Origin of the sequence: Micromonospora avicenniae (assembly GCF_900156065.1) — a bacterium.
Taxonomy (GTDB): domain Bacteria; phylum Actinomycetota; class Actinomycetes; order Mycobacteriales; family Micromonosporaceae; genus Micromonospora; species Micromonospora avicenniae.
In genome coordinates this window covers 394,761-419,083 of the sequence record NZ_FTNF01000003.1, presented here as the reverse complement: position 1 = coordinate 419,083, position 24,323 = coordinate 394,761, and the positions used below count along the sequence as shown (strand labels likewise).

The 24,323-nt window shown below is 71.3% G+C and carries 23 protein-coding genes; 9 read left to right on the top strand and 14 right to left on the bottom strand.

Going from position 1 to position 24,323, the window contains the following annotated elements; genetic code table 11:
- Positions 1-249: 249 nt before the first annotated feature.
- Complete coding sequence (locus BXA10_RS07650; RefSeq protein WP_076469050.1) at positions 250-1,809, top strand: C40 family peptidase; 1,560 nt, start codon at positions 250-252, stop codon at positions 1,807-1,809.
- Between the two features lie 294 nt (positions 1,810-2,103).
- Here BXA10_RS07650 and BXA10_RS30735 read toward each other — a convergent pair whose 3' ends face one another.
- On the bottom strand, positions 2,104-2,427 hold the full coding sequence (locus tag BXA10_RS30735) for a hypothetical protein (protein ID WP_139337910.1): 324 nt from the start codon (positions 2,425-2,427) through the stop codon (positions 2,104-2,106).
- Between the two features lie 229 nt (positions 2,428-2,656).
- Between BXA10_RS30735 and BXA10_RS32390 the strand changes: the two genes are divergently transcribed.
- The 3 genes from BXA10_RS32390 (at position 2,657) to BXA10_RS07635 (ending at position 5,887) form a co-directional block, all read left to right on the top strand.
- Entirely contained in the window at positions 2,657-3,166 is a 510-nt protein-coding gene (locus BXA10_RS32390; protein ID WP_139337909.1) for a hypothetical protein, read from the top strand.
- 209 nt (positions 3,167-3,375) lie between these two features.
- Positions 3,376-5,097 carry a DEAD/DEAH box helicase gene (locus tag BXA10_RS07640; RefSeq protein WP_076469047.1) on the top strand — a complete coding sequence of 574 codons (1,722 nt, stop codon included), beginning with the start codon at positions 3,376-3,378 and terminating at the stop codon, positions 5,095-5,097.
- Positions 5,098-5,257: 160 nt separating this feature from the next.
- Positions 5,258-5,887, top strand: coding sequence for a putative glycolipid-binding domain-containing protein (locus BXA10_RS07635; protein ID WP_245828157.1), 630 nt, complete (start codon positions 5,258-5,260; stop codon positions 5,885-5,887).
- 55 nt (positions 5,888-5,942) lie between these two features.
- Here the strand turns inward: BXA10_RS07635 and BXA10_RS07630 are convergent, their stop codons facing one another.
- The gene (locus tag BXA10_RS07630; RefSeq protein ID WP_076469045.1) at positions 5,943-6,401 is read right to left on the bottom strand and encodes an Lrp/AsnC family transcriptional regulator; all 459 of its coding nucleotides are present in this window, start codon (positions 6,399-6,401) and stop codon (positions 5,943-5,945) included.
- Positions 6,402-6,669: 268 nt separating this feature from the next.
- Here BXA10_RS07630 and BXA10_RS07625 point away from each other — a divergent pair, with 268 nt between their 5' ends.
- Positions 6,670-6,936 carry a BldC family transcriptional regulator gene (locus tag BXA10_RS07625; protein ID WP_076469042.1) on the top strand — a complete coding sequence of 89 codons (267 nt, stop codon included), beginning with the start codon at positions 6,670-6,672 and terminating at the stop codon, positions 6,934-6,936.
- A gap of 79 nt (positions 6,937-7,015) precedes the next feature.
- Here BXA10_RS07625 and BXA10_RS07620 read toward each other — a convergent pair whose 3' ends face one another.
- Genes BXA10_RS07620 through BXA10_RS07610 form a run of 3 tightly spaced genes read right to left on the bottom strand, consistent with a single transcriptional unit; the run spans position 7,016 to position 10,036 of the window.
- Positions 7,016-7,645: a UbiX family flavin prenyltransferase gene (locus BXA10_RS07620; RefSeq protein WP_076469038.1), complete on the bottom strand. Its 630-nt coding sequence runs from the start codon at positions 7,643-7,645 to the stop codon at positions 7,016-7,018.
- Between the two features lie 19 nt (positions 7,646-7,664).
- On the bottom strand, positions 7,665-8,576 hold the full coding sequence (gene mqnP, locus BXA10_RS07615; protein ID WP_076469035.1) for a menaquinone biosynthesis prenyltransferase MqnP: 912 nt from the start codon (positions 8,574-8,576) through the stop codon (positions 7,665-7,667).
- Entirely contained in the window at positions 8,576-10,036 is a 1,461-nt protein-coding gene (locus tag BXA10_RS07610) for a menaquinone biosynthesis decarboxylase (RefSeq protein ID WP_076469032.1), read from the bottom strand. Before BXA10_RS07610 ends, mqnP begins: the two co-directional genes overlap by 1 nt.
- Positions 10,037-10,192: 156 nt before the next feature.
- Between BXA10_RS07610 and BXA10_RS07605 the strand changes: the two genes are divergently transcribed.
- Positions 10,193-11,011: an alpha/beta fold hydrolase gene (locus tag BXA10_RS07605; RefSeq protein ID WP_076469029.1), complete on the top strand. Its 819-nt coding sequence runs from the start codon at positions 10,193-10,195 to the stop codon at positions 11,009-11,011.
- A gap of 10 nt (positions 11,012-11,021) precedes the next feature.
- On the opposite strand, the gene BXA10_RS07600 is transcribed toward BXA10_RS07605, so the two are convergent.
- Positions 11,022-11,573, bottom strand: a complete 552-nt coding sequence (locus tag BXA10_RS07600; RefSeq protein ID WP_139337908.1) for a carboxymuconolactone decarboxylase family protein — start codon at positions 11,571-11,573, stop codon at positions 11,022-11,024.
- 107 nt (positions 11,574-11,680) lie between these two features.
- On the opposite strand from BXA10_RS07600, the gene BXA10_RS07595 reads away from it, so the two are divergent.
- On the top strand, positions 11,681-12,157 hold the full coding sequence (locus tag BXA10_RS07595) for a MarR family winged helix-turn-helix transcriptional regulator (RefSeq protein ID WP_076469026.1): 477 nt from the start codon (positions 11,681-11,683) through the stop codon (positions 12,155-12,157).
- Between the two features lie 105 nt (positions 12,158-12,262).
- Complete coding sequence (locus BXA10_RS07590; RefSeq protein WP_076469023.1) at positions 12,263-12,481, top strand: hypothetical protein; 219 nt, start codon at positions 12,263-12,265, stop codon at positions 12,479-12,481.
- A gap of 127 nt (positions 12,482-12,608) precedes the next feature.
- Here the strand turns inward: BXA10_RS07590 and ccsB are convergent, their stop codons facing one another.
- From ccsB to hemL, 6 genes are read right to left on the bottom strand one after another with little or no spacing between them, the layout of a single operon-like run.
- A complete protein-coding gene (gene ccsB, locus BXA10_RS07585) occupies positions 12,609-13,601 on the bottom strand; it encodes a c-type cytochrome biogenesis protein CcsB (RefSeq protein WP_076469021.1) in 993 nt (330 codons plus the stop codon).
- Positions 13,601-15,265 carry a cytochrome c biogenesis protein ResB gene (gene resB / locus BXA10_RS07580; protein ID WP_076469018.1) on the bottom strand — a complete coding sequence of 555 codons (1,665 nt, stop codon included), beginning with the start codon at positions 15,263-15,265 and terminating at the stop codon, positions 13,601-13,603. Before resB ends, ccsB begins: the two co-directional genes overlap by 1 nt.
- Positions 15,265-16,110: a cytochrome c biogenesis CcdA family protein gene (locus BXA10_RS07575; RefSeq protein ID WP_076469016.1), complete on the bottom strand. Its 846-nt coding sequence runs from the start codon at positions 16,108-16,110 to the stop codon at positions 15,265-15,267. Before BXA10_RS07575 ends, resB begins: the two co-directional genes overlap by 1 nt.
- A complete protein-coding gene (locus tag BXA10_RS07570; RefSeq protein ID WP_076469298.1) occupies positions 16,110-16,685 on the bottom strand; it encodes a TlpA family protein disulfide reductase in 576 nt (191 codons plus the stop codon). The genes BXA10_RS07575 and BXA10_RS07570 overlap by 1 nt, the downstream gene beginning before the upstream one ends.
- A gap of 2 nt (positions 16,686-16,687) precedes the next feature.
- A complete protein-coding gene (locus BXA10_RS07565) occupies positions 16,688-17,335 on the bottom strand; it encodes a histidine phosphatase family protein (RefSeq protein ID WP_076469014.1) in 648 nt (215 codons plus the stop codon).
- A 5-nt stretch (positions 17,336-17,340) separates the two neighbouring features.
- Complete coding sequence (gene hemL / locus BXA10_RS07560; protein WP_076469011.1) at positions 17,341-18,678, bottom strand: glutamate-1-semialdehyde 2,1-aminomutase; 1,338 nt, start codon at positions 18,676-18,678, stop codon at positions 17,341-17,343.
- A 140-nt stretch (positions 18,679-18,818) separates the two neighbouring features.
- On the opposite strand from hemL, the gene BXA10_RS07555 reads away from it, so the two are divergent.
- Positions 18,819-19,154 carry an STAS domain-containing protein gene (locus tag BXA10_RS07555; RefSeq protein WP_076469009.1) on the top strand — a complete coding sequence of 112 codons (336 nt, stop codon included), beginning with the start codon at positions 18,819-18,821 and terminating at the stop codon, positions 19,152-19,154.
- A 130-nt stretch (positions 19,155-19,284) separates the two neighbouring features.
- On the opposite strand, the gene BXA10_RS07550 is transcribed toward BXA10_RS07555, so the two are convergent.
- Both BXA10_RS07550 and BXA10_RS07545 read right to left on the bottom strand, forming a co-directional pair.
- The gene (locus tag BXA10_RS07550) at positions 19,285-19,839 is read right to left on the bottom strand and encodes a response regulator (RefSeq protein WP_076469006.1); all 555 of its coding nucleotides are present in this window, start codon (positions 19,837-19,839) and stop codon (positions 19,285-19,287) included.
- Positions 19,836-24,200, bottom strand: a complete 4,365-nt coding sequence (locus tag BXA10_RS07545; RefSeq protein WP_076469003.1) for a HAMP domain-containing protein — start codon at positions 24,198-24,200, stop codon at positions 19,836-19,838. The genes BXA10_RS07550 and BXA10_RS07545 overlap by 4 nt, the downstream gene beginning before the upstream one ends.
- Positions 24,201-24,323: the final 123 nt, after the last annotated feature.

The following is a 24,323-nucleotide window of genomic DNA, read 5'->3' as shown; positions in this document are numbered from 1 at the left end:
CGGCCGCGTTAACCACATTCTCAGCCATCCGTAACCCGACCACACATCGACAAGGCTGCGCCGACTGAGGTAAGACAGGGTGGGGAGGGACACACTGAACCCTTTTTCACCCGCTTTGTGGTCCGTTGTGGCCGCGGGCGCGGGTCGGAACACGGCGATCCGCGGTCCGGGTTGAAAAAGGTTCACTGGTAGCGTCCCCACGGCCGCGTCCACCCCGGCGCGGTGACTGCTCGGCGGATGGGGAGCGGGATGGTCGGCAGCGGGCACGGGCGACGACGGCGACGGCGGAGCCCGGTGATCTCGCCGGTGTTGCGACCACGACTCTGGGCCGCTCTGCTCGGCGCGATAGCCGCTGCGGTGATGGCCGCTCCGGTGTACGCCGAGCCGGCGCCACCCGCCGCCGTACCGGACTCGGGGGCCCGGCCCACCATCACGGGGACGCTTCAACTGCCCGGCGGCGCGCCCGTCACGACGAACCCGACGACGGGCGCACCGGCCGGCAACCTCGGCACCGGGCCGCTGGCCAGCCAGATCTATGCCGCCGAGACCGAGGTCGGCCTGCTCGGCGACACACTGCTGCAGCTACGGCAGAAACGCACCGACGCGGAGACCCAGCTCGCCAACGCCGACCGGGAGCTGAAGCTCGCCCGCGACACGCTGACCCAGGCCCAGCAGCAGGCCGACCAGGCGGCCGCCGACGCGTTCAAGGCCGCCGCCGCGCTGCCGTCCGCCGAGTTCGCCGAGGAGATCGACGGGCTCAGCCGGCTCCAGCGGATCATTCGCGGCGAGAAGGTCGAGGGCTCCACCACCGCCGCGACCGGCGAGCTGGCCCGCGCCCAGGCCGCCGAGCAGACGGCCTACCAGAACTACACGACGGCCGAGGCGCAACTGGGCGCCGTCCGGACCGAGTTCACCACCAGCGAGACGGCTCTGCACACCGCGGAGGCGAAGCTCCTCAAGCTGCGCGAGGACAACGCCGACCAACTCGTCGCGCTCGAACGCCAGCAGGAGGCCAGCGAGCAGCAGCTCGGCGCCGGGTACGTGCAGGGCCAGGGCGCCAACGGGATGGCCGCTAACCCGCGTGCGCTGGCCGCCGTTCGCTACGCGCTCGCTCAGCTCGGCGACCCTTACCTCTGGGCCGCGGAGGGGCCGGACCGGTTCGACTGCTCGGGCCTGATGTGGGCGGCCTACCGGTCGAAGGGCGCCGACTACTTCGACCTGCCCCGGGTCTCCCGCGACCAGTACTACGCGACCCGGGGCCGCACCGTGGCGCGCGACGCGCTGCTCCCCGGCGACCTGCTCTTCTTCGCCTCGGGCAGCAGCTGGACGACGATCCACCACGTCGGCATGTACATCGGCAACGGCAAGATGGTGCACGCGCCCACCACCGGCGACGTCGTCAAGATCTCTACCGTCACCTGGTCCCGGCTCTACGCCGCGACCCGCGTGATCGGCGCCGTTCCGGCTCCCACGACGACCCCGAAACCGCCGACCACCCCGAAGCCAACGACGACCCCGAAGCCAACGACGACCCCCAAGCCAACGACGACCCCGAAGCCCACCGGGTCGCCCAGCGGGTCGCCTTCCGGTTCTCCCAGTGGTTCGCCCAGTGGATCGCCCTCCGGTTCGCCGACGACGAGCCCGCCGCCCTCCACGGAGCCGAGCCCGAGCGAGACGCCGGATTCCACGCCGTCCACCAGCCCGACGCCGACTTCCTCGGCCTCGAGCTCTCCCTCGGCCAGCCGCAGCGCCGAGGCGAGCAGCAGCCCGTCCGCGAGCGGTTCGGCGAGCCCGAGCCGCGACAGCTGAGCCCGCAAGCAGCGACTCCGGGTGTGCCACCCGGGGAGAATGTGGCACCGTGACACCCAGACACCCGGTTCCGGCCGGGTGCGGGGGCGCAGGCGTGGGCGGAGGGGCGAAGATGGCCGAGCAGAAGGATCCGGCGGAGGTGGCGGAACCCGCGGCGACGCCGGCGGCACCTCCTGTCGAGCGGCCGGCACCGGAACCCCCGGCAGCCCCGGTTCGGGCCCGGGCCAGCGTCGCCGCCGCCACCGCTTCGAGCCCGGCCGAGACGCCGAAGGACGGTCCGAGCCCCGGCACGACCTACCGGGCGACCGGCCAGGCCGCACCGACGGCGAGTTCCGTCGGTTCGGCAGCGGGCCTGCCGAGCCAGCGTGACGGCTCGGTCGGGCCGGCTCGGGCCAGCGCCACGGTCCCGGGTACGACCAAGGCCACTGCCGACGATGCGACACCAGCCGCCCGGGCCGGTGCGCCCACGCCCAGCTCGGCGACGACCGACGGGGCGGCCGCGGTCGCCCGGGCCAGCGCCACCGTGTCGACACCCGGCCGGGTGACGGCGTCGGAGGCGCAGGCCGCCAACGACGCGCGGGCCGGCGCGCCGGCGGTGTACCGGTCGGGACCGGTCAACCCCGAACCCCCCGAGCCGGTACAGCCGCCCGAGCCGGCGCAGCCGCCGAAGCCACCCACCCCGGAACCGGAGCCGGCACCCGCGCCCACTCCTCCGCTACCCGAGCCCACCCCACCGTCGCCCGCCCCGCCGTCGCCGCGGCCTACCCCGCCGACCCCGGGTCCGTACCCGCCGGGGCCGCGCCCCGAGCCGCCGCCCGGGCCGGTACCGCCCGGGCCGGTACCGCCCATGCCCGGACCGCCGGCACCGCCGCCCGGACCGCCGGTTCCACCGCCACCGCCGCCGCCCGGCCCCACCCCGGCACCGCCGTTCCCGCCGCCTCCCGCCACGTCGTGGTCCCCGTCGGCGTCCGCCGGACCGGTCTCGACGCCGGCCGACGGCAGTCGTACCCGCAGCGCTCCGCCCAGCGGCGGCAAGCCGGCCGGTGGCCGCGCCGGACGGTACGACGGCGGGCCGGACCTGGCCGGCACCGTCTACGGCGGCGACTCCACCGACGGGCCGGGCTTCACCACCATCGCGCTACCGAACAACGCGGTCGAGAACTCCGGCTCGTTGACCGGGCACATTCTGGCCCAGGGCTGGGCGGACACACCGACACCTACGGAACGGTCGCGCACCACCCGGGTGGTGATCGTGCTCGCCACCTCCCTCGGTCTGCTGGTGGTGATCAGCGTGCTGCTCGTACTGGTCGCGGGAGACGCCGTCGACGGGCTCATCGGCAACGTGCTCAACAGCTGATCAACCCGCCCTGCGACCGGGCGATCCGACGGTGAGTCCGCCCACTGCGGTTCCACGTGGGTGGCGGCTCGCGGTGGTCGCCGTACACTTGTCGTGATCATTCACCTGGCGCGCACCGTGCGCGCCCATGGGCGGTCTTGCGGGCGATTCGCGCGGCGTCGAGCTGCGGCGGGCCATCGCGAAGATGCGCCCCGCTCGAAAGGCACTTCTTGACCACCTTTGCTGACCCCAGCACGTTCCCGTCCGCGTTCGATGCCGTACCGGCCGACCAGCCCGCGCAGGAGGACTCCGCGGAGCAGGCCAGCACGCAGGTCGCCGAGGCCCCCCGGGACTTCGCCGCCCTCGGACTGCCCCAGCCGCTGGTCCGCGCGCTCGCCCGGCAGGACATCACCACCCCGTTCGAGATCCAGAGCGCCACCCTCCCGGACGCCCTCTCCGGCCGGGACGTGCTCGGCCGTGGGCAGACCGGCTCCGGCAAGACCCTCGCGTTCGGTCTGCCGCTGCTCGCCCGCGTCGCAGCCGGGGACCGGGCGCGACCGCTGCGCCCGCGCGCCCTCGTCCTGGTTCCGACCCGGGAACTGGCCATGCAGGTCAACGACGCCCTCCTGCCGCTGGGCAAGGCGGTCGGCGTGTTCCTCAAGACCGCCGTCGGCGGTGTGCCGTACGACCGGCAGATCGACGCGCTGCGCCGCGGCGTGGAGATCGTCGTCGCCACCCCCGGACGACTCGGCGACCTGATCGAGCGCGGCGTCTGCCACCTCGACGACGTCGAGATCACCGTGCTCGACGAGGCCGACCAGATGGCCGACATGGGCTTCCTGCCCGAGGTCACCGAGTTGCTGGCGAAGACTCCGGCGGACGCACAGCGACTGCTCTTCTCGGCCACCCTCGACGGCGACGTGGACACGCTGGTCAAGCGGTTCATGACCGACCCGGTCACCCACTCGACCGCACCGCCGACCGCCGCGGTGACCACCATGGATCACCACGTGCTGCTCATCCCGCCGCAGGACAAGTTCCCGGTGGTGGCGTCGATCGCCGCCCGCCAGGGTCGGACCATGGTCTTCGCCCGCACCCAGCTCGGTGTGGACCGGCTGGTCGGCCAGCTCGCCGCAGTGGGCGTACGGGCGGGCGGGCTGCACGGCGGCAAGACCCAGCGGATGCGTACCCGCACCCTGGCGGAGTTCCGCGAGGGCCGGATGAACGTGCTGGTCGCCACCGACGTGGCCGCACGCGGCATCCACGTCGACGGCGTCACCCTGGTGCTGCACGTCGACCCGCCGAAGGACCCGAAGGACTACCTGCACCGGGCCGGTCGGACCGCCCGAGCGGGCGAGTCCGGTGCGGTCGCCACGCTCGTGCTGCCGAAGCAACGCCGGACCACCCTCGCGATGATGGAGAAGGCCGGGGTCGCGCCGTCGGAGACCCGGGTCCGGGCCGGCGACCCCGCCCTCGCCGAGCTGACCGGTGCCCGGGAGCCGAGCGGTGTCCCGGTTCGCGAGGAGCCGGAGGAGCCGCGCCGTCCGGGCGCCCGCTCCGGTGGTCAGCGCCGCATCGGTGACCGCCCGGAGCGCCGCTTCGGCGAGCGCGGCGGCGAGCGCCGGTACGGCGACCGGCCGCGCGGCGAGCGCGTCTCCGCCGGGCGCGACGACCGTTCCGGGTACCGGGCGTCGGACCGTCCCCGCGACGAACGCCGGTACGGCGGCGAGCGCGACGAGCGGCGCCACGGCGACCGGCCCCAGGGCGAACGCACGTACGGCGACCGCCGCCACGGCGACCGCCCGCAGGGCGAACGTGGCTACGGCGAGCGTCGGTACGACCGTCCCGGGGACGTCCGGGGTGGCTACCGGACCGAGGGCCGGGGTCGTGACGACCGGCCCCGCGACGAGCGCCGTGGCTACGGCGACCGGACGCCGGCCCGTACCCACTGATCCTGATCGACCTGCTGTCGCCGGCGACTGAGGTGGGCCGGCGTCGAGGAAGATCCGTTCAACGGCATCGACGTGTCGCAACGCCGTCGCGGAGTTCACGCTCCGCGACGGCGTTCGCGCATGTGCTGCCGGCGACGGTCCGGTCGCGTACCGTCGGCTCATGCCGAGCATGCCGAAGTCGCTCTTCTGGACCCGGACGGACACGGCCGGCGCCGAGCACACCCTCTTCGACGACGCGCAGGGGCTGGCGGCCTGCGGCACCATGCTCGCCGTCGACCCGGTCCAGTGGACCGGCCGCTACCAGGTCAACACCGATCCGGACTGGACGACCACCCGCGTCGAGATCGAGGTGGAGGGCACGGGCTGGCTGCGCAGCGTACGGCTGGAACGGGCGGCCGGCCGATGGCGCGTGACCACCGCCGAGCAGGGTGACCTGGACGCGGCGCTGGCGGCGGCCGGGTACCCGCCGGCCGGGCTACCCGGCACCGACGACCCGGACCGGCTGGCGGACGCGCTCGACGTCGACCTCGGCGGCTCCCCGCTGTTCAACACGCTGCCGGTGCACCGGCTCGGGCTGCGCAGCGCGCCGGCCGACCGGGCGCACCGGATCACCGTGGCCTGGGTGCTGATGCCCAGCCTGGTGGTGGTGGCCGCCGAGCAGGTCTACACGTCGCTCGGGCCGGGCCGGGTGCGGTTCGCCAGTGACACCTACAGCGCCGACATCGACCTGGACGGTGAGGGGTACGTGCTGCGTTACCCGGGGCTCGCCGAGCGGATCGACCCGCGCTGAACCGGACGGGGACGAGACTCGACCGCTGGTCTGAGCAGGCGCGCCGTCGACGCGATCAGGCGGCGGGTGGGCTGACCGGCTGTGGGCGGTTCTCCCACTTGGTGGAGAGCGCGATGCTGGTCCGGGTGGAGGCGACCCCGGGTGTCCGGTTTAGCCGTACGATCAGCTGCTCCAGCTCGGCGATGGTGCCGACCCGCGCCTTGAGCAGGAACGACTCGACCCCGGCCATGAAGTAGCAGGACTCGATCTCGGGCATGTTCCGGAAGGCGGCGAGGACGTCGTCCGTGTCGGCGCCGGAGTCCTCCACGATGCCGATGAGCGCGGTCACCCCGAGCCCGACGGCCTCCGGTTCGACGTCGGCCCGGTAGCCCCGCAGCACACCGCTGGTCTCCAGCTTGCCGACCCGCTCGTGGACGGCCGGCGCGGAGAGGCCGACCTGACGCGCGAGCTCCGCGTACGAGAGGCGGGCGTTGTTGCGCAGCAGGTCCACGAGGTTGAGGTCGATGGCGTCCACGGATGGTGAGACTAGCTCGTCACACGTAACGCAGGGACTTCGGCACCCGTTGAATATGACAGGACGTAACAGTTCGCGTACGTACGGTCAAAGGAGCGCATCGCCGGTACCATTGACTAACTTCCCACTCAGTGCGTTTTTCGCGTTTGGCGGACAGGCCAGGTCGCTGGTGCTGTAATTGCCATACGTCCCTCATGACGGCTCTGGGCTCGCACCGGCCGGGGGCAGTGTGTTCAGCCGGGGGCTTCGTCGATGCGAGGAGGGGGCTGTGGACACTGGAGATCGCCTGCTGACACCGGGTGAAGTTGCCGCATTGTTTCGGGTTGACCCGAAGACTGTGACGAGATGGGCAGCGGCGGGCCGGATCGGCAGCATCCGGACTCCAGGCGGGCATCGCCGGTTTCGGGAATCCGAGGTGCGGGCCCTGCTGGAGGGGGAGGGCATGCTGGAGGAGACCGACGAGGCGGGCCGGCCACGAAATGCCGGTCCGGCTGCCTCGACCGGTCCCGGTCCGGCCAACGCCGGCATGTATTGAGTCTGGTGCGAGGTTACCGCGTGGGCCGGGCCACGGTGCCCGGTTCGCGTACCACCCTGCGGCCCGGTGATCGGCGATGTCAGTCCCGGGCCGCGCCGAGCTCACCCGACCAACGCCGGAACAGCGTGTGCGACACGCCCAGCGCGTCAAGCACCTTTCCTGCCACGAAGTCGACGAGCTGCTGAGCCGAGGCGGACGCACCGGCACCGTAGAAGCCGGGGCTGGCGGGCAACACCACCGCACCGGCGTCGTGCAACGCGATCAAGTGCTCGAGATGGCTTCGGGTCACCGGGGTCTCCCGGGGCACCACCACCACCGGCCGGCGCTCCTTGAGGTTGACCTCCGCCGCCCGTTGCAGCAGGTCCTTGGAGAGGCCGATCGCGATGCCCGCGCAGGCCGCGGTGCTCGCCGGCACCACCGTCATGCCACGCACGCGGTACGAGCCGCTGCTCGGCCCGGCGGCGAGATCGCCTGCGGGCCAGTACCGCACATCCGCGTCGCCCAGGTCCCGGCCGAGCCAGCCGGCGAGGTCGTCGGCCCAGTGCGCGTCGCGGAACGGGCGGCCGGTCTCGTCGAGCAGCGTGAGCCGGGCCGCTCGCGAGACGATCAGGTCGACCGGCTCCCCCGCGTCGAGCAGCCCCCGCACTACGGCCGCCGCGTACGGGGTACCGGACGCACCGGAGACGCCGACCACCCAAGGCTCACGCATGCCGTCCCGCCTCACCCGGTCACGCCCGCAGGCCGAGCCGGACCACCAGGTCGAGCAGGGCGAGCACGAACAACGCGATGCCGACGAAGCCGTTCGCGGTGAAGAACGCCCGGTTGACCTTGCTGAGGTCGGTCGGGCTGACCACCAGGTGCTGGTACGCGAAGGCGGCCGCGGTCAGCACCAGGCCGATCCACCAGAGCCAGCCGAAGCCGACCAGGGCGCCGAACCAGAGGAACAGGGCGAACGTCACCACGTGCGCGACGGTGGAGGCGTGCAGCGCGAAGCGGGCACCGTACCTGGCGGGGACGCTGTGCACCCCGATCTGCCGGTCGATCTCGATGTCCTGGCAGGCGTAGATCAGGTCGAAGCCGCCGATCCAGAGGCCGACCGCCGCGCCGAGCAGCCACGCCGGACCGGAGCCGTCGAACGTGCCGGTTACGGCCAGCCACGCGCCGACCGGCCCGACCGCCTGGGCGATCCCCAGGATCGCGTGCGGCCAGTTGGTGAACCGCTTGCCGTACGGGTAGACGACCAGCGGCACCACGGCGAGCGGGGCGAGTGCCAGGCAGAGCGGGTTGAGCAGCGCGGCGGCGGCCAGGAAGACCACAATCGCGACCAGCGCCCCGGTCCAGGCCGTCCGTACGCTCACCGCCCCGGTGACCAGTTCCCGCTTGGCCGTACGCGGGTTCCGCGCGTCGATCCGCCGGTCGAGGATCCGGTTGGCGGCCATCGCGAACGTCCGCGCCCCGACCATCGCGATCGTGATCAGCAGCAGGTCGAGCCAGCGCACGTGGCCGCCGTTGACCTGCATCGCGGTGAGCGCGGAGAGGTAGCCGAAGGGCAGCGCGAAGACCGAGTGCTCGATGGTGACCAGCCGGAGGAAGGACTTGACCCTGCCCGGCCGTTCCACCGGCGCGTCGAGGACCGCCATCAGATCTCGTACTCCTTCCAACGCTTGTCGACCAGGGAGACCACCTCGGGCGACATCCGCATCTCCTCCGGCCAGCCCCGGCTGTAGCCCTCCTCGGGCAGCTTGCGGGTCGCGTCGACGCCCGCCTTGCCGCCCCAGAACTGCTGGTACGACGAGTGGTCGAGGTGGTCCACCGGCCCCTCGGTGAGCAGCAGGTCCCGGGCGTAGTCGACGTTGCCGAACGCGCGGAACGCCACCTCGTTGTAGTCGTGCACGTCGCAGTCCTCGTCGACGATCACGATGAGCTTGGTGAGCGACATCAGGTGCGCGCCCCAGATCGCGTTCATCACCTTCTGCGCGTGCTTCGGGTAGCGCTTGCGGATCGACACGATCGCGCAGTTGTGGAAGACACCGGCGGCCGGCAGGTCGTAGTCGACGATGTCCGGGATCAGCATCTTGAGCAGCGGCTGAAAGATCCGTTCGGTGGCCTTGCCGAGGCCGTGGTCCTCCTGCGGCGGCTTCGACGTGATGATCGAGTGGTAGACCGGGTCACGCTGCATGGTCATCGTCTCGACGTGCAGCACCGGGAACGGCTCGACCGGGGTGTAGAACCCGGTGTGGTCGCCGAACGGGCCCTCCGGCAGCCGCTCGCCCGGCTCCAGGTAGCCCTCCAGCACCACCTGCGCGTTCGCCGGCACCTGCAACGGCACGGTGAGGCAGTCCACCATCTCCACCCGCTCGCCCCGCAGGAACCCGGCGAACAGGTACTCGTCGATGTCGCTGGGCAGCGGCGCGGAGGCCGCGTACGACACCACCGGGTCGCAGCCGATCGCCACCGCGACCGGCAGGCGCTGGCCGAGGCGCTCCGCGACGGCGTGGTGCGCGGTGGAGTCCTTGTGGATCTGCCAGTGCATGCCGAGGGTGTTGCGGTCGTGCTGCTGGAGCCGGTACAGGCCGAGGTTGCGCTTGCCGGTCTCCGGGTGCTTCGTGTGGGTCAGCCCGAAGTTGTGGAAGATCCCGCCGTCGCCGGGCCACACCTGCAGGCCGGGGAGCCGGTTCAGGTCGACGTCGTCCCCGCGGTACACCACCTGCTGGCACGGCGCGGTCTTCACCTTGCGCGGCGGCAGCGACTTGAGCTGCATCACTTTGCCGAGCCCCTCGCGGATGCCCGACCAGCCGACCGGCAGCTCCGGCTTGATCAGCTCGCCGATGCGCGCGCCGACCTCGTCGAGCGACTCGACGCCCAGCGCCATCGCCATCCGCTTCTCGGTGCCGAAGAGGTTGATCGCCACCGGCATCTCACCTCGGGTCGGGCGCTCGAAGAGCAGCGCCGGACCACCCGCGCGCACCGTCCGGGTGACGATCTCGCTGATCTCCAGGGTCGGGTCGACCGGGACGCTCACCCGCCGCAGTTCGCCCGCGCGCTCCAGGGCCGCGAGGAAGTCCTTGAGATCGGTGTACGGGAAGCCACGAGCCGCCATACCTGCCAGTCTCCCGCACCGCCCCCCGCACCGCCCCAGCCGGGTCCGCAGCGTCACGCCGTGTGCCCTGCCTCACAACCGCGCCGATCCGGGCCGAATCTGTCGGGGCGTGTCGGCACCATGCGTGCGCCACCGCCGGGGACGAAAGGAAACCTGATGCCGCGCCGCACCTCCGTATCACTGAACGTCGTCGAGCGAGGTGTCGGGACGCCCGTGCTCGCGCTGCACGGCTGGACGCCGGACCACCGCCTGATGCTCGGCTGCCTGGAGCCCGTATTCGCCGCGCGTCCCGGCTACCGGCGGCTGTACCCCGATCTGCCGGCCATGGGGGCCTCCCCGGCGCCGCCGTCGATCACCAGCTCCGACGATGTGCTCGCCGCGGTGCTGGACTTCGTGGACGACACCCTTGGCGACCACCCGTTCCTGCTCGTCGGCGAGTCGTACGGCGGCTACCTCGCCCGGGCCCTCGTCCGGGCCCGGCCCGCGCAGGTGCTCGGGTTGGCGCTGGTCTGCCCCGTCGGCACCGCGGTGGAGCACGCCGAGCGGCGGGTGCCGGAGCCGCAGGTGCTGCGCCCCGACCCGGAGCTGCTCGCCGCCGTCGACGCCCGGACCGCCGAGGAGTTCGCGGACATGGCGGTCGTGCAGACCCCGGAGACGCTCCGCCGGTTCCGCGAGGAGGTGCTGGCTGGCCTGGACGTCGCCGACACCGATGCGATGGCGCGGATCCGGCAGCGCTGGACGCTCAGCGAGGATCCCGAGGGCGGTGCGCCGTTCACCCGCCCGGCCCTGGTCCTGACCGGACGCCAGGACCACGCCGTGGGTTACCTCGATCAGTTCGCGTTGCTGCCGCACTACCCACGGGCGACGTTCGCGGTGCTCGACGTGGCCGGCCACAACCTGCAGATCGAGCAGCCGGCACTGTTCGACGCGCTGATCGGCGAGTGGCTCGACCGGGTGGCGGCCGAAGCCGGGTGACCGGCGAAGGTCAGGACGGTGCCCAGGCGTGTGCGGCCAGTGCCGGGTCGAGCGGCGCGTCCACGAGGCGGTTGGCGAAGGTGGAGATGGTGTACGTCCCGACGCCGAGAACCACGTCCAGGGCGTTGCGCGGCAGGTAGCCGGCGGCCAGGAAGGCGGTCAACTCGTCCTCCGGGACGGCACCCCGCCGGTCGAGCACGGCGAGCGTGAAGCGCCGGAGCGCCTCGAGCCGGTCGTCGGGTAGCGGTACGCCGGCGCGCAGCGCGGCGATCAGCTCGGGGGCGACGTCGTGCTGGGTCAGGGTCGCGGTGTGCATGGCGACGCAGAGGTGGCACTCGTTGCTGGTGGCGACGGTCAGCACGACGACCTCCCGCTCCACCGGGTCGAGCGCACACCTTTCGAAGATGGCGCTGACGGTGAGGAAGCCGTTGAGCAGTTCCGGGGACTCGGCCAGGAGTCCGACGGCGGCGGGCAGGTGGCCGAGCTTGCGGCGCGCCCCCTCAATGGCCGGCCGGGCGGCGGCGGGGGCGGTATCGGCGGTGTGCGGTGTGAAGATTGGCACGGGTGACCTTTCATCGAGGGGTGAGCCAGGTCGGCGAACACGACCCGACCAGCGATGACCTAGGATCGTCAACGTGGTTGACGGAATAGTAAACGTGGTTGTCGAGTATGGCAACCACTGACGCCGAGCGACCGGGCTTCCTGCTGCCACTGCTGCTGCTGGCGGGCTTCCGGGCACTCATCGACGATCTGCACGCCGAGCTGGCCCGACAGGGGCACACCGAGCTGAGGCCGCTGCACGGCTTCGTGCTCCAGGCCGTCGGCCCCGACGGCACAACCGCCGGCGAACTGGGCCAACGGCTGGGCGTCTCGAAGCAGGCGGCCGGCAAGACGGTGGACCGGCTGGTGGCCCTCGGCTACCTGGAACGGGCCGACGACCCCCGCGATGCCCGGCGCAAGCTGGTGCGGATGACCGACCGCGGGTACGACGGGCTACGCCGCTCGGCGGTCGTCTTCGACCAGCTCCGGCAACGGTGGGTGGCCACGCTCGGGGCGGAACGGGTCGCCGCCATCGAGGACGACCTGCGGGCCGTCACCCCGGCGAACTGGTTCCGCCTCGACGTGCCCGGCTGGTTCGGCGCCTGACCTACCCGGCTGGTGCGGGGTCTGACGTCGCCGGTGCTCGCGCCGGGTCGGGAGAAATGTCACCGACTCTGGCGGGCCGCGCCGACCGGGCGGAACCTGGAGGGCATGTCGGACGCGTACGTCGTGGGAGACCCGGACGGTCTGTCGCCCCTCCTGGCCGAGCTGCGCGACGCGGTCGCCCGGGAGCTGCACGCTCAGCTCGCGCTGCGCGCGGAACGCCTCGAACTCGCCGACGTGCCAGAGGCGGCCTACCAGGTCACGCTACGGATCGACGAGCTGCTCAGCGGACTCGTCTCGTCCCGCGGTCGTCACTCGCCCGCGTAGAGGCGGCCCGGGTCGGCAAGGATCACATCCGTCCGGTGGCCGGCTAGTCGCCGCAGTTCGTCGGTGAAGCCCGCCGCGCCGGCCAGCAACAGCCGGGCATCGCGTGCGTCGACCCCGGGGCGGCTGGTCAGCTGAGGCCGGCGTAGGAGTGCAGGCCGGTGAAGAAGATGTTCACGCCGAACAGGTTCATCAGCATGGTGAAGAAGCCGAGCACGGCGATCCAGGTCGCCACGTTCCGCTTCACGCTCGGGGTGGCCCGGGCGTGCAGGTAGCCCGCGTACACCACCCAGGAGATGAACGCCCAGGTCTCCTTCGGGTCCCAGCCCCACGGGCGGCCCCAGGCCGCCTCGGCCCAGATCGCGCCGGCGATCACCGCGAACGTGAAGATCGGGAACGCGAAGGCGTGCAGCACGAAGGTCAGCCGCTCCAGCGCGGCCGCCGACGGCAGCCGCTTCGCCAGGGTGTACGGGAAGCTGCGCTTGCCCGCCTCGTACCCCCGGCGCATCAGGAACGACACCGCCGGCACCACGCCGAGCAGGAAGATCCCGGAGCTGAACACGATGGTCGAGACGTGGATGACGAACCAGTACGAATTCAGAGCCGGGACCAGCGGCACCACCGGCACGTAGAGCACCAGTTCGGCGGTGGCCACCAGCAGCACCATCACCAGCGTGAGGAACAGGCCGAGCTTGCGCAGCGACGGTCGCTTGGCGAGCACCACGAGCCAGGCGGCGACACCGATGAAGGTGACCGTGAGCACGAACTCGTACATGTTGCCCCACGGCATCCGGTCGGCGGCGACGCCGCGGGTGACCAGGGCCGCGAGGTGCAGCAGAGCGGCGACCGCGGTGGCCACGACGGCGATCCGGCCGGCCAGCCGGGCCCGGCCGGCGGAGCGGCCGGTGGCGACCGTCACCGGCGGCGCCGGGTCGGTCGGCGCGGCGACCGTGTCGCCGGGAGCGCCGACCCCGGCGCCCACGAGTTCCCGGACGGGACGCGCGGCAGCGACCCGGACCCGGGCCCGGACGTTGCCGAGCGCGAATTCGACGGCGTGGCTGATCATCGCGACCAGGTACGCCAGGATCGCGAACGTCACCAGTTGGTCGGAGAGTGCGGACATCAGTTGGTCCCTTCCCGCATCCCGGCCCGGTCGCTGTCGTCGCGATCCGTGCCGACCCGCTCGTCCGGCCGCCCGTCACCGCTGATCGCGGAGACGAGCTGCGCGAACTCGTCTGCGAACCCTGGATAGTCGGTGCGCGGCAACCCACCGGCCTCGACCAAACTACTACCGCTCGTCGGAGTTTCGCCTGTGGGGTCCGCGGATCCACCGGACGTCACCCGGAAGAAGACCCGGCGCCGCCGTCCGAAGAGCGATCCCATCAGACCCGCGAGCAGGAAGCCGCAGCTCACCAGCAGGATGCCCGAGCCGGGGTCGTGCCGTACGGAGAGGGTGACGTACTTCCGGGTGCCGAGGAACTCGACACTGCTGCCGTCGTCGAGCTTCCAGGTCTCGCCCGGCTTGAGCAGCTTGTCGCCGACCTGCTTCACCTTGCCCGTACGGATCTGCCGCTCGTCCAGCTTGTAGACCGACCCGGGGATGCCGGCGTCCAGGCCGAGGTTGCCCTGGTACGCGACCAGGCTGAGCATCGGGTTGCGCTCGGTCGGGTACTGCGAGCGCACGAACGGCGCGGAGTCCGGCGCGGTCGGCAGGTAGAGGCCGCTGAAGGCCATCTGCAGGTTCGAGTCCCGCTTTCCGGTCTTCGGGTTGACGTTGGCGTCGGGGAACGCGGCTAGCCCCTCGCTGGTCAGGCCCATGTCACCGGTCGTGAGGAACGGCTCGACGCTGGTCTGGCTGCGCCCGTAGCGGTCGGTGTAGCGGATGATCGGGGCGTATCCGTGGCCCAGCAGGTACACGTTCGCGCCGTCGAGCCGCAGCGGGGAGTTGACCGAGAAGTCGGCCTCCCGGGTCGCCGCACCGGGCTCGTCCACGGTCACGGTGGCGTTGAAGGACGACGGCTGCCCGGACTCCAGGAAGCGGGCGTCGAACCGGTCCAGGGTCAGGCAGAAGCCGGGCAGCCTGCCGGTGTCCACGCGTGGCCCGAGCTTCGTCTCGGCGTACTGCTGAGCCGTGTTGCAGAAGGACTTGTCCTCGCCGGCGACCAGCAGCCGGTTACCGCTCCAGCCGTACCAGTGGCCGAGCGCGACGCCGGCCAGGACGACCACCAGCGAGGTGTGGAAGATCAGGTTTCCGGTCTCCTTGAGGTAGCCCTTCTCGGCGGAGACCTCGTTGCCACGTACCATCACCCGCCAACGGCGGCGGCGCAGCACCTCGGCGATCGCCGGCACGCCACCGGCCGGGAGAACCAGCGTCGAATGCTGCGGCAGCCGGTCGAGCCGCTTCGGCGCGGCCGGCGGCTTCGACCGCAGCGTCCGGATGTGGTCGCGCATCCGCGGGGTGATGCAGCCGATCAGCGAGGTGAAGAGCAGCAGGTAGATCGCTGAGAACCAGACCGAGCCGAAGACCTCGAAGCCGCCGATCTTGTCCAGCCGGGGGGCCAGGTCGGGGTGCTCGGTGAAGTACTCGTTGACCTTCTCCGGGCTGATGTTGCGCTGCGGGAGCACCGAACCCGGGATCGCCGCGACCGCCAGCAGGAAGAGCAGTACGAGAGCCGTACGCATGCTGGTGAGCTGCCGCCACGAATTGCGCAGCAGGGCCAGCAGGCGGTTCGGGCGGCGACGGGGCGCCTCGGCCGGGGTGGCGGGCCGCTCGTCCACGACGGTCATCAGATGCTCACCTCACCCACGCCGACGGTGGTCTGCAACCAGATCACGATGTTCGTCCACCCGCCGGTGACCAGCGCGAGGCCGATCACGATCAGCAGCACGCCGCCGACCCGGGTGACCCAGCGGCTGTTGCGGCGGATGGCGCGGAAGACCCCGAGCAGGCGCTGGAAGCCCAACCCGAAGACGACGAACGGTATCCCCAGCCCCAGGCAGTACGCCACGGCCAGCACCACGGCCCGGTCGATCTGCCCGCTGACCGTGGCCATCCCGGTGACGGCGGCGAGCGTCGGACCGACGCACGGAACCCAGCTGAGCGCGAAGACCGCGCCGAAGACCGGCGCACCGAGCAGGCCGGCGGCCGGGAGCCGGTGGATCCGGAACTCGCGTTCCATGCCGGGGAGGACGCCGACGAAGGCCAGCCCCAGTAGGATGATCAGCGCGCCGATGACGATCTCCAGCGTCCGCTCGTACGCGAAGAAGACCTTGCCGACGCTGGCGAAGAGCACCGCGGTGGCGGTGAACACGACGGTGAAGCCGGCGATGAAGAGCAGCGTCCCGGCGAGTACCCGGCCCTTGACCGCGGCCACCGCGCCGCGGGTCGTACGTCGGCGCACCGCGACGGCCACCCCGCCACCGGAGTCGCCGCCGCCCGCGCCCTCCGGCGTCGCCTGCCGCGCCCGCCCTTCGAGGTCGGCGCCGGCCAGGCCGGTGACGTACGAGAGGTAGCCGGGGACCAGCGGGAGCACGCACGGGGAGAGGAAGCTGACGAGACCGGCGAGCGCGGCCGCCCCGATGGCGAGCAGCAGCGGCCCGGAGAGGGCGATCTGCCGGAACGTCTCGCCCATCAGTTCGGACCGCTGCTGGGCTGTTCGGCGGCGATCCGCTCGACGATCGGCTTCAGGCCCTCCTGCTTGACGGCGGCCCGGATCACCGCGGCGATCCGGCCCTCACGGTCGAGCACCACGGTCGCCGGAATGGTGTTCGGCGGGATGTCCAGGGCGAGCGCCATCCGGCTGGCCGGGTCGAAGAGGCTCTGGTAGCTGATGCCGAAGCTCTGCTCGAACGCCAGCGCCTTGTCCTTGTTGTCCTGGACGTTGATGCCCAGGAAGGTCACCCCGGAGGCCTTGGTCGCCTGGTAGGTGGCCTCCAGGTCGTCCGCCTCGGCTCGGCAGGGCGAGCACCACGAACCCCAGAAGTTGAGTACGACCACCTGGCCGCGGGCCTGGACGACGTCGTAGTTGCCGCCGGTGAGCAGTTCCCCGGCGACCTTCGGCGGCGCCGACCGCTCGTCGGGCGCGCACTCGATGACACCGTCCGGGGTGGTGCCGCAGGACTTCTCCTGGCTCTGCGACGTGCAGCCCACCAGCGCCACCGCGGCGACGGTGGCGAGCAGGCCGGCGGTCCACCTCCGGACGTGCATCATCAGGCCCCCTTGGCCGTCCGGGCGGTCGGCGACATGGCGACCAGGTGCGCGGCGGGCTCGGTGTAGCCGATACCGGCCACCTTCGCCCCGTCGAAATGGAACGAGGTCAGGCTGGCCAGGGAGCACTGCCGCCGGCGCGGGTCGTGCCAGAGCCGCTTGCGTTCGACGTACCGCCGCAGCGTCCAGATCGGCAGCTGGTGCGAGACCAGCACGGCCTCCCGCCCCTCGGCAGCGATCCGGGCGGCGTGCAGCGCCGCGAACATGCGCTCCGCGATCGCCTGGTACGCCTCACCCCACGACGGGGTGATCGGGTCGCGCAGCACCCACCAGTTGCGGGGGTCGCGGAACGATCCGTCGCCCGGGGAGACCCGCTTGCCCTCGAACCAGTTGGCGCTCTCGATCAGCCGCTCGTCCACCCCGATCGGCAGCCCGAACTGCGCGGCGATCGGCTCGGCGGTCTGCTGCGCGCGTTCCAGCGGGCTGGCGACCACGTGCACCACGTTGCGGTCGGCGAGCCCCTGCGCGGCGGCCTTGGCCATCTGCACACCGAGCTCGGACAGGCGGAAACCGGGCAGCCGCCCGTAGAGGATCTTGCCGGGATTGTGCACCTCGCCGTGCCGGAGCACGTGAACGACCGTACTGCTCACCGCGCCTACCCCCCGTGACCCGCCGCTGCCGCTGCCCCCGCCGCCGCCGGCAACGCCGCCGCGATCTGTTCCAGGGCGGCGTCATCCAGCGCCGCCGAGACGAACCAGGACTCGAACGCGCTGGGCGGCAGGTACACGCCCGCAGCGAGCATGGAGTGGAAGAACGCCTTGAACGCCGGCACCTGCTGGGTCCGCGCGCTGTCGTAGTCGACCACGTCGGCGTCGGTGAAGAAGATCGAGAACATGCTGCCCGCGTACGACAGCCGGTGCGGGACACCCGCGGCGGCCAGGGCGTCGGACGCCAGCTTGCCCACGAAGGCGGCCGTGTCGTCCAGCTTGCGGTAGAGCGCGTCGTCGGCCAGTCGCAGGGTGGCCAGGCCGGCGGCGCAGGCCAGCGGGTTACCGGAGAGCGTGCCGGCCTGGTAGACCGGGCCGGCCGGGGCGAGCCGGGCCATGATCTCCGCCCGGCCGCCGAACGCCGCGGCGGGCAGGCCGCCGCCCATGACCTTGCCGTACGTCCAGAGGTCCGCGTCGGTGGGGTCGAGGCCGTGCCATCCGGCGCGGGAGACCCGGAACCCGGTCATCACCTCGTCGACGATGAGCAGCGCGCCGTGCGCGTGTGCGATGCGGGCCAGCTCCTGGTTGAAGCCGTCGCGCGGGGCGACCACGCCCATGTTGCCGGCGGCGGCCTCGGTGATGATCGCCGCGATGTGCTGGCCCTCGGCGGCGAACGCCTCCTCCACCGCCCGCAGGTCGTTGTACGGCAGCACGACTGTCTCGCTCGCCGCGGCGCCGGTGACGCCGGGCGAGTCGGGCAGGCCGAGGGTGGCCACGCCCGAGCCGGCGGCGGCGAGCAGCGCGTCCACGTGACCGTGGTAGCAGCCGGCGAACTTCACGATCTTGGAACGGCCGGTGAATCCTCGGGCCAGCCGGATCGCCGACATGGTGGCCTCGGTGCCGGAGTTGACCAGCCGGACCTGCTCGACCGGTGTCCGGTCGACGATCTCGGCGGCCAGTTCGACCTCAGCCGGTGTGGGAGTGCCGAAGCTGGTGCCCCGGGCGGCGGCTGCCTGCACGGCGGCGACCACCTCCGGGTGGGCATGACCGAGGATCAGCGGGCCCCAGGAGCAGACCAGGTCGACGTAGCGCCGGTCGTCGGCGTCGTAGAGCCACGGGCCCTCCCCTCGGACCATGAAGCGTGGGGTGCCACCGACCGCGCGGAAGGCGCGTACGGGGGAGTTCACCCCGCCCGGCACGATGGCGCGGGCGCGGTCGAAGAGGGCCTCGGAGGCCGGCGCGTCGGCCGGGTAGCGGCCGGATCCGGCGGACAGGGTATCGGTCACGATGCCGCCATTGTGTCAGCGCCGGCAGGAGAACTGGCAGGCACCCCGGCCTGGGGTTACCGGGCTCACCCCTGGCGAAGGATCGGGGGGTGGCGGCTCCTCGGCGGGCCGGGTCGATCAGATCGGGTTAGGCTGGCCCGGTGGATCGTGCCGAACTGTCCATCACGCTACACCGGACGGGTGACGAGGCTGTGCTGCGTCTCGCCGGAGAGATCGACATGCTCACGGCCGCCCAGCTCTCGACCGTCGTGAACGAGGTGCTCACCGATCCGCCGGCTCGCATCGTGCTCGACCTCGCCGGGGTGACCTTCTGCGACTCGCAGGGCCTGGGCACACTGGTCGTGCTCAGCCGCAAGGCGAGTCACGCCCAGAGCCTCCTGGTCCTCACCCACGTGGGCGATTTCCTGCTCCGCGTCCTGGACATCACCGGCCTCCGCTCGGCCCTGATGATCCGCAACGACCAACCCGCCAGCTAACCCCAACCCACCGCCCTCCCAGGGGTTCCGCCCCGGTGATCAAGAGGTTTGCGGGACCCGGTGTCCGGGTTGTCCCCGCAAACCTCTTGATCACCGACGCTGCCGGGGCGAGGGTGGGGTGGGGGGTGGGTCAGGTGGGGGTTCCCCAGCGAGCCTGTTCGAGCAGTTCCATGGCGCGGTCACGGGCGGCCGGGTCGTCGTCGCGGAGCAGGGCGGTCGCCTCGTCGACCGCGTCGGTCAGCACCCGCCACTGCGCGTCCCGCTCCCGCACCAGATCGGACTGCGCGGCGAGCTGGCGGGTCTTGACCCACAGCTCCACGAAGACCGAGACCTTGGCCCGCAGCACCCAGGGGTCGAACGGCTTGGTCAGGTAGTCGACCGCGCCGACCTGGTAGCCACGCAGCGCCAACTGGGCGTCCCGGTCGGCGGCGGTGAGGAAGATGATCGGTACGTGCCGGGTCCGCTCGCGCCGCTTGATGTGGCCGGCCGTCTCGAAGCCGTCCATGTCCGGCATCTGGGCGTCCAGCAGGATCACGGCGAAGTCGTCCACCAGCAACTGCTTGAGCGCCGCCTCACCGCTCTCCACGGCCACCGCCTGGACCGGCAGGCCCTGGAGGATCGCCTCCAGGGCCATCAGGTTCTCCCGGCGGTCGTCCACGAGCAGCGCCTTGGCCATCTGGGTCACGAGCTCTCCTCCGTCTGGCTGCCGCTGATCCAGGACGACATGAGCTCGATCAGCTCGTCCAGGTCGACCGGCTTGGTGATGTAGTCGCTGCCCCCGGCGGCCAGGGCGGATTCCCGGTCGCCCGGCATCGCCTTCGCGGTCAGGAAGACGATCGGCAGGTCCGCGAACCGGTGGTTACGGCGGATCTGGCGGGTCGTCTCGTAGCCGTCCTGGTCGGGCATCATGGCGTCCATCAGCACGATGTCCACCTCCGGGTGCTCGGCGAGCAGGCGGACGCCGTCCGCCCCGTTGTCCGAGTACAACACGGTCATACCGTGCAGTTCCAATGCGCTGGTCAGGGCGAAGACGTTCCGGACGTCGTCGTCGATGATCAACACGGTCGCCCCGTCGAGCTGCCGGCTGGTCGGGACGGCCGCCGGCTCGGGCACCTCCAGCGGCGGCATGAGCAGCGACGACGGCAGTCCGGCCCGGGTCGGCGACGGCGGCAGCGGAGCCACCACGGCGTCCGGCGCCAGCACGTCCGGGACGAAGAGCGTGAAGGTCGAGCCCTGTCCCGGCGCCGACGCGACAGTGATCGTGCCGCCGAGCAGGCGGGCCAGGTCACGGCTGATCGACAGGCCCAGTCCCGTACCGCCGTACCGGCGGCTGGTCGTGCCGTCCGCCTGCTGGAACGCCTCGAAAATGATCGACAGCTTGTCGTCGGAGATGCCGATGCCGGTGTCGATCACGGTGAACGCGATCACCTGCCGCGCGTTGGTCAACGTCGGTACGTCGAAGACCGCGCTCTCGGCCGCCGGTGCGATCCGCAGGGTCACCGCGCCGTTGTCGGTGAACTTCACCGCGTTCGAGAGCAGGTTGCGGAGGATCTGCTGCAACCGCTGCGCGTCGGTGACGACCGACCCCGGCAGGTCCTTGCTGATGCGTACCTGGAAGTCCAGGCCCTTGTCCTCCGCCTGCGGGGCGAACGCCTGCTCGACGTAGCCCCTGATGTCGGCGAACCGCACCTCGGTCGGCTCCACGTCCATCCGGCCCGCCTCGATCTTGGACAGGTCCAGGATGTCGTCGATCAGCGAGAGCAGGTCGGAGCCCGCGCCGTGGATGGTCTTGGCGAACTCGATCTGCTTCGGGGTCAGGTTCTGCTCCGAGTTCTCCGCCAGCAGCCGGGCCAGCAGCAGCAGCGAGTTCAACGGCGTACGCAGCTCGTGGCTCATGTTCGCCAGGAACTCCGACTTGTACGCCGAGGCGCGGGTGAGCTGCTGGGCCTTCTCCTCCAGGCCCAACCGGGCAAGCTCGATCTCCCGGTTCTTGACCTCGATGTTGCCCTTCTGCTCGGAGAGCAGCGTGGCCTTCTCCTCCAGCTCCGCGTTGGTCCGCTGGAGCTCGGCCGACTGCTCCTGGAGTTCGTGCGCGAGCCGTTGCGACTGGGCCAGCAGTTCCTCCGTACGGCGGTTGGCCTGGATGGTGTTGACCGCGATGCCGATGGTGAGCACCAGCCGCTCGAGGAACGACAGGTGCAGCTCGGAGAAGGGAACCACGCTGGCGAACTCGATCACGCCGAGCAGCTCGCCCTCGAACAGCACGGGGAGCACCACCAGGTCCGCCGGCGGCGTGCTGGCCAGCCCGGAGCGGAGCGTCAGCGCGCCTTCCGGGGCGGCGCTGACCCGGATGGTCCGGCGGCTGAGCGCCGCCTGGCCGACCAGCCCCTCACCCGGCCCGAACGTCACATCGTGCCCGCGGGCCACGTACCCGTAGGAAGCGGTGAGCCGCAGCCGCATGCTGCCGTCGGAGTTGTCCGCCAGGAAGAAGGCGCCGAGTTGCGCGTCCACCAGCGGGGTCACCTCCATCATGATCATGCGGCAGACCTCGCCGAGGTCGCGCTGCCCCTGGAGCAGGCCGCTGATCCGGGCGAGGTTGGAGTCCAGCCAGCCCTGCTCGGCGTTCTTCTTCGTCGTCTCCCGAAGGGTGACGATCATCTGGTTGATGTTGTCCTTGAGCTCGGCGACCTCGCCCTGCGCCTGGACGTTGATCCGCTGGGTCAGGTCACCCCGGGTGACGGAGGTGGAGACCTCGGCGATCGCCCGCAGCTGGGTGGTCAGCGTGGAGGCGAGCTGGTTGACGTTCTCGGTGAGGTCCCGCCAGGTGCCGGAGACGCCCTTCACCTGCGCCTGACCACCGAGCTTGCCCTCGATGCCCACCTCACGGCCGACCCGGGTCAACTCGTCGGCGAACGACGACAGCTGATCCACCATCGTGTTGATCGTGTTTTTCAGCTCCAGGATCTCGCCCTGCGCGTCCACCGTGATCTTCTGGCGGAGGTCACCGGTGGCGACCGCGGTGGTGACCGAGGCGATGTTCCGCACCTGACTGGTCAGGTTCGACGCCATCGAGTTCACGTTGCCGGTGAGGTCGCGCCAGGTACCCGACACACCCTTCACCTGCGCCTGACCACCGAGCTTGCCCTCGGTACCCACCTCACGCGCGACCCGGGTCACCTCGTCCGCGAACGACGACAGCTGATCCACCATCGTGTTCACCGTCGACTTCAGCTCCAGGATCTCACCCTGCGCGTCCACCGTGATCTTCTGCGACAGGTCACCCTTCGCCACCGCCGTCGAGACCTGGGCGATGTTCCGCACCTGCGCCGTCAGGTTCGACGCCATCGAGTTCACGTTGTCGGTGAGGTCGCGCCAGGTGCCCGCCACCCCGCGTACCTGGGCCTGGCCACCGAGCTTGCCCTCGGTACCCACCTCACGCGCGACCCGGGTCACCTCGTCCGCGAACGACGACAGCTGATCCACCATCGTGTTCACCGTCGACTTCAGCTCCAGGATCTCGCCCCGGGCATCCACGGTGATCTTCTGCGACAGGTCACCCTTCGCCACGGCGGTGGTGACCGAGGCGATGTTCCGCACCTGACTGGTCAGGTTCGACGCCATCGAGTTCACGTTGTCCGTCAGGTCCCGCCAGGTACCCGACACACCCTTCACCTGCGCCTGACCACCGAGCTTGCCCTCGGTACCCACCTCACGGGCCACCCGGGTCACCTCGTCCGCGAACGACGACAGCTGATCCACCATCGTGTTCACGGTGTTCTTCAGCTCCAGGATCTCGCCCCGGGCGTCGACCGTGATCTTCTGCGACAGGTCACCCTTCGCCACCGCCGTCGAGACCTGCGAGATGTTCCGCACCTGCGCCGTCAGGTTGCCGGCGAGCTGGTTCACGTTCTCGGTGAGGTCCCGCCAGGTGCCGGAGACGCCACGTACCTGGGCCTGGCCACCGAGCTTGCCCTCGATGCCCACCTCACGGGCCACCCGGGTCACCTCGTCCGCGAACGACGACAGCTGATCCACCATCGTGTTCACGGTGTTCTTCAGCTCCAGGATCTCGCCCTGCGCCGCGACCGTGATCTTCTGCGACAGGTCGCCCTTCGCCACCGCCGTCGAGACCTGGGCGATGTTGCGCACCTGCGCCGTCAGGTTCGACGCCATCGAGTTGACGCTGTCGGTCAGGTCCTTCCAGGTGCCGGCGACGTTCGGCACCTCCGCCTGGCCGCCGAGCTTGCCCTCGGTGCCCACCTCGCGGGCCACCCGGGTCACCTGCTCGGCGAAGAGCCGCAGCGTGTCCGTGAGCGAGTTCATCGTGTCGGCCAGCTCGGCGACCTCGCCACGCGCCCCGACCGTGATCTTCTGCGACAGGTCGCCCTTCGCCACCGCCCGCGCCACCTGGGAGATCGACCGGACCTGACCGGTCAGGTTCGACGCCATCGTGTTCACCGAGTCGGTGAGGTCCTTCCAGGTGCCCGCGACGCCCCGAACGTCGGCCTGGCCACCCAGCTTGCCCTCGGTGCCCACCTCACGGGCCACCCGGGTCACCTCGTCCGCGAACGACGACAGCTGGTCGACCATCGTGTTCACCGTTCGCCCGATGCGCAGGTACTCACCGCGCAGTGGCCGCCCGTCGATCTCCAAGGCCATGTGCTGGGACAGGTCGCCGTCGGCGACGGCGACGATAACCCGGGCGATCTCGGTGGCCGGCCGGCCGAGGTCGTCGATGAGGGAGTTGACCGCCCGGTTGCCCTCGGCCCAGGAACCGTCCAGCCCCTCCTCGTCCAGGCGCTCGGTGAGCCGGCCGTCCCGGCCGACGACCCGGCTGATCCGCCGCAGGTCGAGACACTGCCGTTCCTGGAGCGAGACCACCTCGTTGAAGGCGTCCGCGACCTCCCCGGCCTGCCCGGCGCGTCGGGGCAACCGCACCTTCAGATCACCGCGGCGAACCCGCCGCAGCGCCTCGGTCAGTTCATCGAGGAGCGCCTCGTGGTCGGGCGCGGAGGAGTCCGCCACCGACTGCTTCACCGTGGTCATTCTTCCTCGTCTCAGCTCGGGGGCCACCGGCTCGTGCCGAGATGCCGGCCATCCCATATTGTGCCCGCGGACGCGCCGTTGCCAGGGCGCGTGAACGCTCGCCACGCCCCGGCACCGGGTCGG

Bases quoted from the DNA above. Each gene is read 5' to 3' on its own strand.
- BXA10_RS07650 (WP_076469050.1), top strand. From the start codon at position 250: ATGGTCGGCAGCGGGCACGGGCGACGACGGCGACGGCGGAGCCCGGTG.
- BXA10_RS32390 (WP_139337909.1), top strand. From the start codon at position 2,657: ATGCCCGGACCGCCGGCACCGCCGCCCGGACCGCCGGTTCCACCGCCA.
- BXA10_RS07635 (WP_245828157.1), top strand. From the start codon at position 5,258: ATGCCGAGCATGCCGAAGTCGCTCTTCTGGACCCGGACGGACACGGCC.
- BXA10_RS07620 (WP_076469038.1), bottom strand. From the start codon at position 7,645: ATGCGTGAGCCTTGGGTGGTCGGCGTCTCCGGTGCGTCCGGTACCCCG.
- mqnP (WP_076469035.1), bottom strand. From the start codon at position 8,576: ATGGCGGTCCTCGACGCGCCGGTGGAACGGCCGGGCAGGGTCAAGTCC.
- BXA10_RS07610 (WP_076469032.1), bottom strand. From the start codon at position 10,036: ATGGCGGCTCGTGGCTTCCCGTACACCGATCTCAAGGACTTCCTCGCG.
- BXA10_RS07605 (WP_076469029.1), top strand. From the start codon at position 10,193: ATGCCGCGCCGCACCTCCGTATCACTGAACGTCGTCGAGCGAGGTGTC.
- BXA10_RS07595 (WP_076469026.1), top strand. From the start codon at position 11,681: ATGGCAACCACTGACGCCGAGCGACCGGGCTTCCTGCTGCCACTGCTG.
- BXA10_RS07590 (WP_076469023.1), top strand. From the start codon at position 12,263: ATGTCGGACGCGTACGTCGTGGGAGACCCGGACGGTCTGTCGCCCCTC.
- ccsB (WP_076469021.1), bottom strand. From the start codon at position 13,601: ATGTCCGCACTCTCCGACCAACTGGTGACGTTCGCGATCCTGGCGTAC.
- resB (WP_076469018.1), bottom strand. From the start codon at position 15,265: ATGACCGTCGTGGACGAGCGGCCCGCCACCCCGGCCGAGGCGCCCCGT.
- BXA10_RS07575 (WP_076469016.1), bottom strand. From the start codon at position 16,110: ATGGGCGAGACGTTCCGGCAGATCGCCCTCTCCGGGCCGCTGCTGCTC.
- BXA10_RS07570 (WP_076469298.1), bottom strand. From the start codon at position 16,685: ATGCACGTCCGGAGGTGGACCGCCGGCCTGCTCGCCACCGTCGCCGCG.
- BXA10_RS07545 (WP_076469003.1), bottom strand. From the start codon at position 24,200: ATGACCACGGTGAAGCAGTCGGTGGCGGACTCCTCCGCGCCCGACCAC.